At 64.1% G+C, this 15052-nt stretch carries 10 protein-coding genes; all 10 read right to left on the bottom strand.

All coding sequences use genetic code 11. From position 1 onward, the window contains the following. Nucleotides 1–134 precede the first annotated feature (134 nt). Nucleotides 135–4253, bottom strand: coding sequence for a DNA-directed RNA polymerase subunit beta (gene rpoB / locus DW352_RS02915; protein ID WP_115688374.1), 4119 nt, complete (start codon nt 4251–4253; stop codon nt 135–137). Nucleotides 4254–4713: 460 nt separating this feature from the next. Further along, nucleotides 4714–5094: a 50S ribosomal protein L7/L12 gene (gene rplL, locus DW352_RS02910; protein ID WP_115688372.1), complete on the bottom strand. Its 381-nt coding sequence runs from the start codon at nt 5092–5094 to the stop codon at nt 4714–4716. A gap of 45 nt (nt 5095–5139) precedes the next feature. Continuing rightward, nucleotides 5140–5658, bottom strand: a complete 519-nt coding sequence (gene rplJ / locus DW352_RS02905) for a 50S ribosomal protein L10 (RefSeq protein WP_115688370.1) — start codon at nt 5656–5658, stop codon at nt 5140–5142. A 630-nt stretch (nt 5659–6288) separates the two neighbouring features. After that, nucleotides 6289–8454 (bottom strand): xanthine dehydrogenase family protein molybdopterin-binding subunit, encoded by a 2166-nt coding sequence (locus DW352_RS02900; protein WP_115688368.1) that lies wholly within the window; start codon nt 8452–8454, stop codon nt 6289–6291. 4 nt (nt 8455–8458) lie between these two features. Next, nucleotides 8459–8923 carry a (2Fe-2S)-binding protein gene (locus DW352_RS02895; protein WP_245434300.1) on the bottom strand — a complete coding sequence of 155 codons (465 nt, stop codon included), beginning with the start codon at nt 8921–8923 and terminating at the stop codon, nt 8459–8461. 283 nt (nt 8924–9206) lie between these two features. Then, entirely contained in the window at nt 9207–12731 is a 3525-nt protein-coding gene (locus DW352_RS02890) for an autotransporter domain-containing protein (protein WP_162826748.1), read from the bottom strand. Between the two features lie 269 nt (nt 12732–13000). Continuing rightward, complete coding sequence (rplA, locus tag DW352_RS02885; protein WP_115688362.1) at nt 13001–13702, bottom strand: 50S ribosomal protein L1; 702 nt, start codon at nt 13700–13702, stop codon at nt 13001–13003. Nucleotides 13703–13708: 6 nt separating this feature from the next. After that, complete coding sequence (gene rplK / locus DW352_RS02880) at nt 13709–14137, bottom strand: 50S ribosomal protein L11 (RefSeq protein ID WP_115688360.1); 429 nt, start codon at nt 14135–14137, stop codon at nt 13709–13711. Between the two features lie 104 nt (nt 14138–14241). Next, the gene (nusG, locus tag DW352_RS02875) at nt 14242–14799 is read right to left on the bottom strand and encodes a transcription termination/antitermination protein NusG (protein ID WP_115688358.1); all 558 of its coding nucleotides are present in this window, start codon (nt 14797–14799) and stop codon (nt 14242–14244) included. A gap of 11 nt (nt 14800–14810) precedes the next feature. Continuing rightward, on the bottom strand, nt 14811–15005 hold the full coding sequence (gene secE / locus DW352_RS02870; protein ID WP_115688356.1) for a preprotein translocase subunit SecE: 195 nt from the start codon (nt 15003–15005) through the stop codon (nt 14811–14813). Nucleotides 15006–15052 lie beyond the last annotated feature (47 nt).

The following is a 15052-nucleotide window of genomic DNA, read 5'->3' as shown; positions in this document are numbered from 1 at the left end:
AAAATCTGTCCGTTGCCATGCCCCGCGAAGGCCGGGCATCCAGTAATCACCGCCGGGGCGGGCTACTGGATCGTCCGCTCACGCGAACGATGACATCTGCGGGGGAGCGGCTCGCGCCGTTCCCCCGTTCAATCTTACTCGGCCGCTTCCGCGGTCGGCTCGGCCGGCCGCTGCTTGGAATTGTGCAAGTCGACGTTGAGGCCGAGCGAGCGCATTTCCTTGACCAGCACGTTGAACGACTCCGGGATGCCCGCTTCGAACGTGTCGTCGCCGCGCACGATCGCCTCGTACACCTTGGTACGACCGGCGACGTCGTCCGACTTCACGGTGAGCATCTCCTGCAGCGTGTAGGCCGCGCCGTAAGCTTCGAGCGCCCACACCTCCATTTCGCCGAAGCGCTGGCCGCCGAACTGCGCCTTGCCACCGAGCGGCTGCTGGGTGACCAGCGAGTACGGACCGATCGAACGCGCGTGGATCTTGTCGTCCACGAGGTGGTGCAGCTTGAGCATGTAGATGTAGCCCACCGTCACCTTGCGATCGAACGGCTCGCCCGTGCGCCCGTCATAGACGGTCGACTGACCGGAGTGGTCGAGGCCCGCGAGATCGAGCATCTGCTCGATGTCCTTCTCCTTGGCACCGTCGAACACCGGCGTCGCGATCGGCACGCCGCGCCGGAGGTTGGAGCCGAGCTCGACGAGCTCGTCCTCTTCCAGCGTCTTGATGGTCTCGTCCTCGCCGTAGACCTTGCGCAGCATCTCCTTCAGCGGCTTGGAGTCGTGCTTCTGGTTATAGACATCGACCGCCTGACCGATCTTGAGACCGAGGCCGGCGCAAGCCCAGCCAAGATGCGTCTCGAGAATCTGACCGACGTTCATGCGCGACGGCACGCCGAGCGGATTGAGCACGATGTCGGCGTGCGTACCGTCGGCGAGGAACGGCATGTCCTCGATCGGAACGATGCGCGAGACCACGCCCTTGTTGCCGTGACGGCCGGCCATCTTGTCGCCCGGCTGGATCTTACGCTTCACCGCGACGAAGACCTTGACCATCTTCATCACGCCGGGCGGCAGTTCGTCGCCGCGCTGCAGCTTCTCGACCTTGTCGAGGAAACGCTGCTCGAGCAGCTTCTTCGACTCGTCGTACTGCTTCCGGATCGCTTCGATCTCGGCCATCAGCTTGTCGTTCGGCGAGGCGAACAGCCACCACTGCGAGCGCGGATACTCATCCAGCACGGCGCGGGTGATCTTGCTGTCCTTCTTGAAGCCCTTCGGACCGGCGACGCCCTGGCGGCCTTCGAGCAGCTCCGCGAGACGGCCGTAGACGTTACGGTCGAGGATCGCCTGCTCGTCGTCGCGGTCCTTGGCGAGACGCTCGATCTCCTCACGCTCGATGGCGAGCGCGCGCTCGTCCTTCTCGACACCGTGACGGTTGAACACGCGCACTTCGACGACGGTGCCCTGAACGCCCGGCGGCACGCGCAGCGAGGTGTCGCGAACGTCCGAGGCCTTTTCACCGAAGATCGCGCGCAGCAGCTTCTCTTCCGGCGTCATCGGGCTTTCGCCCTTCGGCGTGATCTTGCCGACCAGGATGTCGCCGGCGTGGACTTCCGCGCCGATGTAGACGATGCCCGCTTCGTCGAGATTCTTGAGCGCCTCTTCCGAGACGTTCGGGATGTCGCGGGTGATTTCTTCGGGGCCGAGCTTGGTGTCGCGCGCCATCACCTCGAATTCCTCGATGTGAATGGACGTGAACACGTCTTCCTTCACGATCCGCTCGGAGAGCAGGATCGAGTCCTCGAAGTTGTAGCCATTCCACGGCATGAACGCGACGAGCACGTTACGGCCGAGGGCGAGTTCGCCGAGATCGGTCGACGGACCGTCCGCGATGATGTCGCCCTTCTCGACCTTGTCACCGACCTTCACCAGCGGACGCTGGTTGATGCAGGTGTTCTGGTTCGAGCGCTGGTACTTCATCAGCCGGTAGATATCGACGCCCGGCTTGGTCGGATCGGTCTCGCCGGTGGCGCGGATAACGATACGCGTGGCGTCCACCTGGTCGATGATGCCCGCCCGGCGGGCCGCGATCGCGGCGCCGGAGTCGCGCGCCACGACGCTTTCCATGCCGGTGCCGACGAACGGCGCGTCCGCCTTCACGAGCGGCACGGCCTGACGCTGCATGTTCGAGCCCATGAGCGCGCGGTTGGCGTCGTCGTTCTCGAGGAACGGGATGAGCGCCGCGGCCACCGACACGAGCTGCTTCGGCGACACGTCCATGTAGTCGACCTTGTCACGCGGCACGAGATGCACGTCGCCGGCCTGACGGCAGACGATGAGGTCTTCCGTGAAGCGGCCCTTGGCGTCCATCTCGGCGTTCGCCTGCGCGACCGCGTGGCGGCTCTCTTCCATCGCGGAGAGATAGACCACCTCGTCGGTGACACGGCCTTCCTTGACCTTGCGGTAAGGCGTTTCGACAAAGCCGTACTTGTTCACGCGCGCGTAGGTCGCGAGCGAGTTGATCAGACCGATGTTCGGACCTTCCGGCGTCTCGATCGGGCAGATACGGCCGTAGTGTGTCGGGTGCACGTCGCGCACCTCGAAGCCGGCGCGTTCGCGCGTCAGACCGCCAGGGCCCAGCGCCGAGAGACGACGCTTGTGCGTGATCTCGGACAGCGGGTTGGTCTGGTCCATGAACTGCGAGAGCTGCGACGAACCGAAGAACTCGCGCACCGCGGCGGCCGCCGGCTTCGCGTTGATCAGGTCCTGCGGCATGACGGTGTCGATATCGACCGACGACATGCGCTCCTTGATCGCGCGCTCCATGCGCAGGAGGCCGATGCGGTACTGGTTCTCCATGAGCTCGCCGACCGAACGCACGCGGCGGTTGCCGAGATTGTCGATGTCGTCGATCTCGCCCTTGCCGTCGCGCAGGTCGACCAGCGTCTTGATGACCGCGAGGATGTCCTCCCGGCGCAGCACGCGCATGGTGTCGGGCGCGTCGAGGTCGAGACGCATGTTCATCTTCACGCGGCCGACCGCCGAGAGATCGTAGCGCTCGCTGTCGAAGAACAGCGAACGGAACATCGCTTCGGCCGTTTCCACGGTCGGCGGCTCACCCGGACGCATGACGCGGTAGATGTCGAACAACGCGTCCTCGCGCGTCATGTTCTTGTCGACCGACAGCGTGTTGCGGATGTAGGCGCCGACATTGACGTGGTCGATGTCGAGGAGCGGCAGCTCCTTGTAGCCCTGCTCGATCAGAACCTTCAGGTTCTTCTCGGTGATCTCCTCGCCGGCTTCCATGTAGATTTCGCCGGACTTCGGATTGACGAGGTCCTCGGCAACGTAATGGCCGATGAGCTCCTCGTCGGCCATGCGCAGCGCCTTGAGGCCCTTTTCGGCGAGCTGGCGCGCCTGACGCACGGACAGCTTCTTGCCGGCCTCGACCACCACCTTGCCGGTGTCGGCGTCGACGAGATCGTTGATTGCCTTGTAGCCCTTCATGCGGTTGGCATCGAAGGGCACGCGCCAGCCTTCCTTCGCGCGCTTGTAGGGCACGTGCTTGTAGAAGGTCGACAGGATCTCTTCGCCGTCGAGGCCGAGGGCGAACAGCAGCGACGTCACCGGAATCTTACGGCGACGGTCGATACGCGCATAGACGATGTCCTTGGCGTCGAACTCGATGTCGAGCCAGGAGCCGCGATACGGAATGATGCGGGCGGCGAACAGCAACTTGCCGGACGAGTGCGTCTTGCCCTTGTCGTGATCGAAGAACACGCCGGGCGAACGGTGCATCTGCGAGACGATGACGCGCTCGGTGCCATTGACGATGAAGGTGCCGTTGTTGGTCATGAGCGGGATGTCGCCCATGTAGACATCCTGCTCCTTGATGTCCTTGACCGAACGGGCACCCGTCTCTTCGTCGATATCGAACACGATGAGGCGCAGCGTCACCTTGAGCGGCGCAGCGAAAGTCATGCCGCGCTGACGGCACTCGTCGACGTCATACTTCGGCGGTTCGAACTCGTACTTGACGAATTCCAGCATCGAGGAGTTCGAAAAATCGGAGATCGGGAATACCGATTTGAAAACGGCCTGCAGGCCTTCGTCGGGACGGCCGCCATGCGGCTCATCCACCAGCAGGAATTGGTCGTAGGACGCCTTCTGAACCTCGATGAGGTTCGGCATCTCCGCGACTTCTTTGATTGAGCCAAAAAACTTCCGTACGCGCTTGCGACCGGTAAACGTCTGCGCCATCGTGTTCTCTCTCGATTCTATTGCGATTGGCAGCGCGGGCGCCTCTCCGAACAGCCGCATTCCATCGCGACCATCGGGACAGGCGTCGGGGCCGTCCGGTTCTATGTGATTCGGGACTTGCCCGAACCGCCGCATTTTCAAGTCATCGCGAACGAACGCCGCCCGCGGCAGTCTTGGGTCGGTACGCGACGCGGCGCGCCCTTCCCCTCTCTCCCTGTCCGAGACCCCCGAGGCGGCAAGGCCCCGGGGATTTCGTTAGCGTGTGGTCCGGATTTGACGCCGGACCGGTATCTTGGCGGCCATCCCCGGGCCTCGCGAGCGCTCGCCCGGGGATTTCGCTCTTTCTCTCTCCGTCATGGCCGGGCTCGTCCCGGCCATCCACGTCTTAAGTCAGAGCAGTTGGCGATCCCCGGGTCTCGCAAGCGCTCGCCCGGGGATTTCGCTCAAGTAAGCCTTCGGCTTACTTGAGCTCAACCTTGGCGCCCACCTTCTCGAGGGTCGCCTTGATCTTCTCGGCTTCGTCCTTGGCAACGCCTTCCTTGACGGTCTTCGGCGCGCCTTCGACGAGGTCCTTCGCTTCCTTGAGGCCCAGGCCGGTCAGGGCGCGGACTTCCTTAATCACTTCGATCTTCTTGTCGCCGGCCGAAGCGAGAACGACCGTGAACTCGGTCTTCTCTTCAGCAGCAGCAGCGCCACCCGCGGCGCCGGCCGGGCCAGCGGCCACGGCAACGGCGGCAGCAGCCGACACGCCCCACTTCTCTTCCAGCATCTTCGCCAGATCCGCCGCTTCGAGGACGGTCAGGCTCGACAATTCGTCGACGATCTTCTGCAGGTCAGCCATTTTCAGTTCCTATTGGTTCGAACCAGTTGATTTGCTTGTGAGCCGTCAGGCCGCAGCGCCCTTGGAGGCATACGCTTGGACCACGCGCGCGACCTTGGCCGCGGGAGCGTTGGAGAGCTGAGCGATCTTGGTCGCCGGCGCCACGAGGAGGCCGACGATCTTGCCGCGCAGTTCGTCCAGGGACGGCAGCGAGGCCAGAGCCTTCACGCCGTTCGGATCCAGAGCTGTTTTGCCCATCGAGCCGCCGAGAATGACGAACTGTTCGTTCGCCTTGGCGAAGTCGATGGCAACCTTCGGTGCCGCGATCGGGTCGCCCGAATAGGCGAGAACCGTCGGCCCCTTAAGAAGGGGCGCAATCGAGGCAGCGTCGGTGTCCTTGAGTGCGATCTTGGCGAGACGGTTTTTCGCGACTTTCACCTTGGCGCCCGCCTGCTTCATCTGCTGACGCAGAGTCTGCATTTGAGCAACGGTGAGGCCGCTATAGTGAGCCACCACCACGACGTTCGAGGTCTTAAAGACCCCGCTCAGTTCGGCGATGGACTCCTGCTTAGCCGCTCGATCCACTGCAAGCTCTTTCCGGTTTGACGGCTGCCCGCGTTATCCGAGGGAGCCGCCGGGTTGCTACCAGCCGTCCCACCCCTGTCACGCATCAGCAACCAGGGCAGGACGACATCTCAGCCTGCCCACCCGCTTTGGCCTTATGGCCACCGCGGGCATCCGAGGTTCGAACCAAACCAACACCTTCATGACCGAAGGTCATAAAAGCGCGAATCCCGTTCGCTTCCCCGTCTGTGCTGGCCCCTCGCGAGGGATTAAGCGTCCGCCCGAAGGCGTCGGCGCCGGCAGTCTTGGACAGGTGGCCAGCCGTTTGACGGGCCGACCTTGCGCGTCACGACAGCGCAACAGAATCGGTGTTTTCCTCTCAGATGTCCCGCCGGGATGTCCAAAAGGATTGTGTTCCGATCACCATTGGTTTGCAGAGACGCGCAAAGGCGTGCCGACAAACGATGGTCGGCACGCCCAATGCGCCTCATTTAGACCGCCTCGGCCGGTTTGCCAAGGGCCTTGTGGGGGCAAATCCCGAACGTTTTGCGGCGTCCGCCCTTCCCCCACCCCGTTCGGGCCGGGTTCCGACCTGAAACCCAGGTTCCCGGGGCGCTGCCAAGCGACCGCGCCCCGGTTCTAAGCGCTCCGTCAGGCCGACGCCCGCACAAACGGCAGCTGGCGCGGCCGGGTCAGGCCGAGCCGGGCCATGGCGTTGGCGACGGCGGGCCCGATTGGCGGCACGCCCGGCTCGCCCACACCTGTCGGCTTTTCAGTCGACTTGACGATGGTGACCTCGATCTCCGGCATCTCGTTGATGCGCAACGAGCGGTAGCTGTCGAAGTTCTTCGGCACCGGCCGGCCGTCGTTGATCGGCACCTCGGCGAACAGGATGTGGCCGAGACCGAAGCCGATGCCGCCCTCCATCTGCGCCCGGATGATGTCCGGGTTGACCGCGACGCCACAGTCGACCGCACACCAGACCTTGTGCACCTTCGGACCGTCGCCATCGCCCGCCGAGACTTCGGCGATCTGCGCGATATAGCTGCCGAAGCTCTCGACCACCGCCACGCCGCGGGCCCGGCCATTGACCGGCTCCGGCCCGGACCATTTCGCCAGCGCCGCGACCGCACGCAAAACACCGGCCGGCCGCGGGCTGTTGACCATCAGCTCCAGGCGTCCGGCAACCGGATCCTTGCCCGCCGCCTGCAGCAGTTCGTCGACGAAGGCCTCGACGGCATAGCCGGTATGGGTGTGACCGACCGAACGCCACCACAAGGTCGGAATGCCGACCTCCGTCGTATGCAGATCGCACTGGAAGTTGGCGATGTCATACGGCAGTTCGTTCGAACCCTCGACCTGGGTCGGGTCGATGCCGTTCTTGATCATGCCCGCGAACGCCGAGTTGGCCATGAAGGACTGACCGACCACGGTATCGCTCCAGGCGACGATCTTGCCGTTCTCGACGGCGCCGCGCATGCGGTGAACGAACATCGGCCGGTAGTAACCACCTTGGATGTCGTCCTCGCGCGTCCAGACAAGCTTCACCGGCTTGCCCGGCCCGATCGCCTTCGCGGCTTGCGCCAGCTCAGCGACGAGTTGCGCATTCGCCTGCGCGCGGCGGCCGAAGCTGCCGCCGGCGAGCAACATGTCGATCTTCACCTGCTCCGGCTTGATGCCGAGCACGCCGGCGATGGTCGCCTGATCGACGGTCTGGAACTGACAGCCGTAGCGCGCATGCACCTGCTGACCGTCCCACAGCATGTAGGCATCGAGCGGCTCCATCGGCGCATGCGCGAGGTACGGAAACACGAACTCCGCCTCGATCACCTTGCCGGCCTTCGCCAGCGTGCCGGCGGCATCGCCTTTCGATCCCGCAACGATGCCCTGCTTCTGGGCCAGCGCGCGATAATCGGCGAGCAGCTCGGCACTGCCGCGCTTCTCGGTGCCCGACTCGTCCCAGTCGATCTTCAGGGCCTCGCGGCCCTTGATCGCCGACCACATGTGGTTCGCATAAACCGCGACACCGGTCGGCAACGTCTTTACGTCGACGACGCCGGGGATCTTGCGGGCCGCGCTATCGTCGACCTTGGCCACCTTGGCGCCGAAGCGCGTCGGATGCGCCACCACCACCGTGAGCATGTTGGGCTCATGGATGTCGATGGTGAACTGCGCCGTGCCGTTGGTCTTCTGCGGAATGTCGAGCCGCTTGACCACGCCTTCGCTGCCGATGAGCTTGAAGTCGTCCGGCTTCTTCAGCGTGACGTTCTGCGGCGCGGGCAGCTTCGCGGCGGCAGCGGCCAACTGGCCGAACGTCGCCTGACGGCCGGAGCCCGCGTGGCGCACGGCACCGCGCGAGACCGTGATCTCACCCGCCGGGACCTTCCAGCTCTGCGCGGCCGCCTGCACCAGCAGCGCGCGCGCGGTGGCACCCGCTTGGCGCAGTTGCTCATAGGAGTTGGCGATCGCGGTCGAACCGCCGGTGCCCTGGATGCCGAAAGCAAGATTGGCATAGAGCGCTTTGTCGGCCGGCGCGCCTTCGACGCGCATTTGCGACCAATCGGCGTCGAGTTCTTCCGCCACGATCGTCGTGAGACCGGTGTAAGGCCCCTGCCCCATCTCGATATGCTTGGCCAGCACCGTGACGGTGTTGTCCTCGCGGATGCGGATGAAGGCATTCGGCGCGAATGGCGCGGCCTTGTCGGCCGATGGCGCGGCCTGAGCCTTGCCCAGCGGCGACAGATAGAAGGCGACGAGGAGACCCGCCGAGCCTTGCAGCATCGAACGGCGCGAGAGCGTCTTGTCGTGGATGGTCATGCGATTAGCCCTCCAGCGACTTGGCGGCATCGTGGATGGCCGCGCGGATGCGTACATAGGTCGCGCAACGGCAGAGATTGCCACTCATCGCGTCGTCGATGTCCTTGTCGGTCGGCTTCTTGTTGTCGGTCAGCAGCGCCACGGCGCTCATGATCTGACCGGACTGGCAATAGCCACACTGCGGCACTTCGCGCGCGATCCAGGCGGCGCGCACGGCCTCCGCTTCCTTGCTGGAAGCGCCTTCAATTGTGGTGATCTTGCTGTTGCCGACGTCCGAAATCGCCATCTGGCAAGAGCGGGCGGGCTGACCGTCGACGTGCACGGTGCACGCGCCGCACTGCGCGATGCCGCAGCCGAACTTGGTGCCCGTGAACTTGAGGGTGTCGCGGATGACCCAAAGCAGGGGGGTGTCCGGCAGCGCATCGACTTGATGCGTCTGGCCGTTCACAGAGATTCTGTAATTTGCCATTGCACTTCCTTCTCGGCGCTTTCGCCAAAGCAACCGTGTTCGCACCGCGCCATGGCCCGACAGCCGTGACGCAGCGTTCGCCCCGACGCCTTCCATCGAAGGCATCTTGGAGCCGATCTAAGGTGTAGGCCGAGCGGTACAAGAGTAGATATTGTTTGTTCTTGCTCTTACGTCGTCGCAATCGAGCAAAAATCGAAACGTTCCGCACGCGCGTGCGGTCGAGAAGGACAACTGCTGAAAAATTAGGCCGTCGCGCGCCTGGGTGCGACGGCCGACGTCGCTCTCACCACGTATAGGCGACGGTGCCGCGGCCGGCGTAGCTCGCCGTGGTGTTTGAGAATTCGCCGTCGAAATTGGCGCTGACGGAGAAGCCGTTGGCCCACACCATCTTGGCGCCGGCGGAGAGCAGCGCGCCATTTGCCGCAGGCTTGGCGCCGTTCACCGTGAAGGTCGCCCCCGGCAATGTTTGCAAGGTCGGGGTCGCCGAGCGGTCGGTGTTGCTGTCGTGAGCCCAGGCGGCGCGGCCGTTGAGGGCAAACACGCCATCGGCGAGCACGAACGACTTGTCGACGCGCAGGCCGAGCTCGGTGCGCAGGTTGGTCGTGTTTTGCGAGCCATAAGACAACGCGAACTGGTTGCTGCCGCTCACCGCGCCCTCGGCATAAGACGGCAGGAAGATGCTGGTCGATTGCAGCGCGCCATACGGCGTCAACCCGGCCCAGAGCGTGGCGAAGCGGTACCCCCCTTCGAGCCGCGCCGCGAAGGTCTGCGCGTCGAAGCTCGCTTCGAGCTTGTCCGTACCCGACACCGTCACGGTGCGGTCCGTGGTGACGCGCTGCCAGCCATAGGCCAACGCGCCGGCGACATAAGCCGCGCCGAAATGATGGCGGGCGTAAGCGCCGGCCTGGAAGACATCGGCGCGGCCGCTGCCGCCATTAACACCGAAATTCGTGCCGGCGCCGCCGAGCGCGAAACCCGCGACCGTGTCGCGCGAGAATGTGTATTGCGCGCCGGCGGCCATGCCATAGACGCGGCTCGTTGAATCGGTCGAACCGGTGCCGGCATCGCCCTTCACCGTCGCCGAGCCGCCATAGCCCGAGGCCCAAACGCCCCAACGCGAGGTGAAGTCCGGCGCGGGCGCGCGGCGATCACGCGGCGTCACCGCGGCGTAGGCTTCGGCGGCTTTCGGATCGAGTTTCTTCTCCGCGGCGTAGCTCGTCGCACCGAAGCTTCCGCCGCCGAAGGCCGATCCGCCCTGGCCATTGAGGATATCCACGAACTGGTTGGTCGCGGTGAACGCCGCCTGCGTCGGCGTCGTGCCGATCTCGCCGGACATCTGCGTCAGTGCCCCGAGCAGTCCATCCCCACTCATGAAGTAGAGATTTTCGAAGCCTGACGGCGGCGTAGCGCCGCTATTCATGACATTGTCGATCGCCTGCGCGACATTGCGCTGGTTCGTGTTCGCATTGTTCGGCAACAGCGACGACAGCAGCATCGCGTCGACGGTGAGCAGGACGTCGCCTGTCGTGTAGGTGAGAACCGGATTACGCAGCAGCGGATCGTAGGTGACGGTGCTGAAGGCCGAGCCGCCAAGTGAGGCGCTATGGATCAGCGTATAGGTCGTCCGTGCGATGTTGCGGCCGGTGACGACAAGCGCCCCATCGAGCGTCGCGGTGCCGCTGCCGAGATTGATCTGACCGGACGATGAGCCGCGCAACCCGAACGTCGTTGTTGCCGTACCGCTCAGGCTGAAGCTGCCGGCATTCATGACGCTGCCGGCACCGACGGTTATGCGCCCATCGCTCGTCACGCCGTTGCCGACGTCGACCAGACCGCCATCGAGAATGGTCAGCACACCGCCATCGAATCCATAGCCGACGACAAGACTGTTGCTGATCGTCAACTTCGAACCGGCCCCCGTCACATTGACCGTGCCCAACGAAGCGCCGGGATTGAACCCGAGAATGGCGTCACCGGCGGTCACCGAAGCGCCGTCCTGCACCGTCAGCGCCCCGGTGGCGGCGAGGCCCACGAACAATCCGCCGCCAACACTGACGTTCGAGCCCTGCCCGCTCACGATCATGGTGCCGTTGCCGAAATTGCCAACGTACAGATCGCTACCGACGTTGAGCTTCGAACCGCCGCTGACGCTCGCCGTACCGGAAGAGCAAGCACACTCGCCAATGGACATTGAACCGGACGCATTGACGACGCCGCCGTCGGCGACGTTGACCGCGCCCGTGCCGGAATAGCCGACATAAATGTTGGCGGCATTCCAGGTCGAACCCACGCCCGTCACATTCACCGTGCCGGCAGCCAATTCGGTGGTGTCGAGACCCAGCGCCGCATCGTTGGTGTTGAAGGTGCCGCCGTTGCGAACCGTGACAACACCCGTGCCTCCAGGCCCGGTGAAATCGTTACCGCCGATGACAGTAACGGGGCCGTTCGACGTCCACGTCGAGCCAGCGCCGTCGATGGTCACGGTGCCAAGTGATCCTTGCGCGTAGCCGACATAAGCATAGCCGTCGTTCGTAACCTGCGCGCCGCCGCTGATGTTGAGCGCACCGATGCCGGTGTAGCCGATGAAGAGCGAATCGCTGGCGGTCGTAAGAGACACGCTCGATCCAACGCCGCTGACGTTCAAAGTACCGTTGCCGCCCGAAGAGCCGCGACCAAGATAGATCGCGCCTTGCATGTTCAACGCACCGCCGTCGAGCACGTTCACGATACCCGTGCCGCCGGCGGGAGCGAAACCACCAGGGTTTCCGCCAACATACATGTCGCCGGCAGCACTGGCGTCCCAGAGCGAGCCTGCGCCGCTGATGGTCAGCGTACCCGTAGCGCCCGGAAAAAGTCCGAGATTGACGATCGCATTATTATCGACCGTCACGGTGGCCCCGCTCGTGACGTTGAACTGGCCGGTGCCGCCGTCCTTGAACCCGATCACGACCTGGTTATGCGCCACGTAGCTGCCGCCATCGGACACATTGATCGTGCCGTGTCCGCCGTCCGACAGTGTATTGCCGCCGAGCAACGTGATGTTCGACGCCGTCCAGGTCGAACCAATACCCGAGATGTTGATTGTGCCGGTGCCCGTTGGCGACGCACCGACGATCGTGCCGGCCTCGACGGTGACCATCGCCCCGTTGAGAACGTTGAATGTGCCGTTGCCCTCGTTACCGACGATGTTCTGGCCGTTGCCCCCGCCATCGCTATTGGTCCAGGTCGTGCCGGCGCCGGTCACCGTCACGGTGCCGGTTGTGCCCAGCAAATGGCCGACATAGCTGTCGACCGTGCTGACCGTCGCGCCGTTCTGTACGGTGAAGGAGCCGGTGCCGCTGGCGCCGACAAAGATCGTGCCGCTGGTCGCCGGCGTGCCGGTGACACTCAAGCTGGAGGCGTCGAGGACGACGGTGCCGTTAGCGCTCGTAGCCACACCCGAGAGATCGCCGCCAATGACGAAATTGTTGTTGGAGATGGTGACGCTGGCGCCGTTCTTGATGGCCAGACTGCCGGTGCCGATAAAGCCGACATTCAAGCCACTGAGGTCGACCGGGGAATAGCCGCCTGCAGTGCCGTCGACGACGGTCGGATTGGGCGTGACAGTATCAAGCGTCGCGCTGTCGCCGGTCGCCGGAACGGTGGTGCTGTCCCAATTCGTGCCGGTGAACCAATCGGTGCTGCTATTGCCGTTCCAGGTCTGCGCAGTCTGTGCCGCGACCGGAGATGCGAGGAGCGTCAGCGCCGTGCCGGCCAAAAGCGCAACGCGCAGCCGTCGCGCCGCGACGCCGCACGCAAACAACTTCACCAGCCCTTGCCCGGCCCCCGCCACCCCAAACGCCCTCGGCCAGGGGCGCGGTCATCCACGCGGCGACCGTGAACGGCCGCGTTAAATTACCCTGGCACCGCATTTGTGCCACGGACAAGCGGACGAGGAGAAGGGCCGCTGCTGCGACGATCCTCACTAAACGTTTGATTTCAGAACAATTTCAGAAATTCAGAACGCGCCGCGTCGCACCCGAAACGAAAAAGGCCGGGCTTTCGGCCCGGCCCTTCAATGGTTTAGCGCCTGCGTGCTTACTGCGCGGTACCGAACAGCGAGTTCGGCTCCACCTTCACGCCCGGGCCCATGGTCGAGGAGATCGCGACCCGGTTGATGTAGGTGCCCTTGGCGCCGGCGGGCTTCGCCTTCTGCACCGCATCGGCGAACGCCTTGATGTTCTCGACCAGCTTGTCCTCGGCGAACGAGGCCTTGCCGACGCCGGCCTGCACGATGCCGGCCTTCTCGACGCGGAACTCGACCGCGCCGCCCTTGGCCGCCTTCACCGCGCCGGCGACGTCCATGGTCACGGTGCCGACCTTCGGGTTCGGCATCATGCCGCGCGGGCCGAGCACCTTACCGAGACGGCCGACCAGCGGCATCATGTCCGGGGTGGCGATGCAGCGGTCGAAGTCGATCTTGCCGCCGTTGACGATCTCGAAGAGATCTTCCGCGCCGACGACATCGGCGCCCGCCGCCTTGGCCTCATCGGCCTTGGCGCCGCGGGCGAACACGCCGACGCGCACCGCGCGGCCCGAGCCGTTCGGCAGGTTGCACACGCCGCGCACCATCTGGTCCGCATGCTTGGGATCGACGCCGAGGTTCATGGCGATCTCGATGGTTTCATCGAACTTCGCCTTGGCGCGCGCCTTCACCAGCTTCACGGCTTCGTCGATCGAATAGGTCTTTTCGCGATCGATGCCTTCGCGGGCGGCCTTCACTCGTTTTGCGATTGCCATGACCGCTTACTCCTTCACCGCCAGGCCCATCGAACGGGCCGAACCTTCGATCATCTTCATCGCCGCATCGATATCGTTGGCGTTGAGGTCCTTCATCTTCTGCTCGGCGATCTCTTTGATCTGAGCCTTGGTGACGGAACCGGCGCCCGTGATGCCCGGCGTCTTCGAGCCGGACTCGATCTGCGCCGCCTTCTTGAGGAAGTACGACACCGGCGGGGTCTTCAGTTCGAAGGTGAACGAGCGATCCTGATAGGTGGTGATGACCACCGGGATCGGCATGTTCTTTTCCATCTTCTGGGTCTGCGCGTTGAACGCCTTGCAAAACTCCATGATGTTCAGGCCGCGCTGACCCAGCGCCGGACCGATCGGCGGCGACGGGTTAGCGGCGCCGGCCGGCACCTGCAATTTGAGGAATCCAGTTACTTTCTTTGCCATCTCTCACTCCGTTAGTGGTGCGGATTTCGACGGTTGGCGACCGCCTCACCTCCCACGTTCTGGATTGTCGCGGCCGGGCACATCCCAACCGCCTCGCGAAACGATCAGATCTTCTCGACCTGACCGAATTCCAATTCGACCGGCGTCGCGCGGCCGAAGATGGACACGGCCACCTTCACGCGCGAGCGCGCTTCGTCGACTTCTTCCACCACGCCGTTGAACGAGGCGAACGGACCGTCCGACACGCGCACGTTCTCGCCGACCTCGAACGACACCGACGGCTTCGGCCGCTCGATGCCTTCCTGCACCTGCTGCAGCAGGCGGTTGGCTTCGGCTTCCGAAATCGGCATCGGCTTGTTGTCGGCGCCGAGGAAGCCGGTGACCTTCGGGGTGTTCTTGATGAGATGGAAGACCTCGTCGGTCAGATCCATCTTCACCAGCACGTAGCCCGGGAAGAACTTGCGCTCGGCATTGACCTTGCGGCCGCGGCGCACTTCGGTGACGGTCTCGGTCGGCACCAGCACCTGCTCGAAATGATCCTCGAGGCCCCGCTGCTTGGCCTGCTCGCGGATCGATTCGGCGACCTTCTTCTCGAAATTCGAATAAGCGTGGACGATGTACCAGCGCTTGGGGCGGGTCGAGATCGCAGCAGTGTCGGTCATCGCTTAAAGCCTTAGCTGCCGATGCCGAGCACGAAGGTCACGGCAAGGCGGAGGATTTGATCGGCCACCAGGAAGAACACCGACGCAACGGCCACCATCACGAACACCATGGCGGTCGTGATCATGGTCTCCTTGCGCGAAGGCCACGTCACTTTGCGCGTTTCCTCGCGCACCTCCTGCAGAAACTTGAAGGGAGACGTCGCCATTCAGTGAAGCCCTGATTCCATACCCAGTTATCGAAACGCAGACCCAA

It is taken from the genome of Pseudolabrys taiwanensis, from assembly GCF_003367395.1.
Lineage (GTDB): Bacteria > Pseudomonadota > Alphaproteobacteria > Rhizobiales > Xanthobacteraceae > Pseudolabrys > Pseudolabrys taiwanensis.
This window is presented reverse-complemented; position numbering and strand designations above follow the sequence as displayed.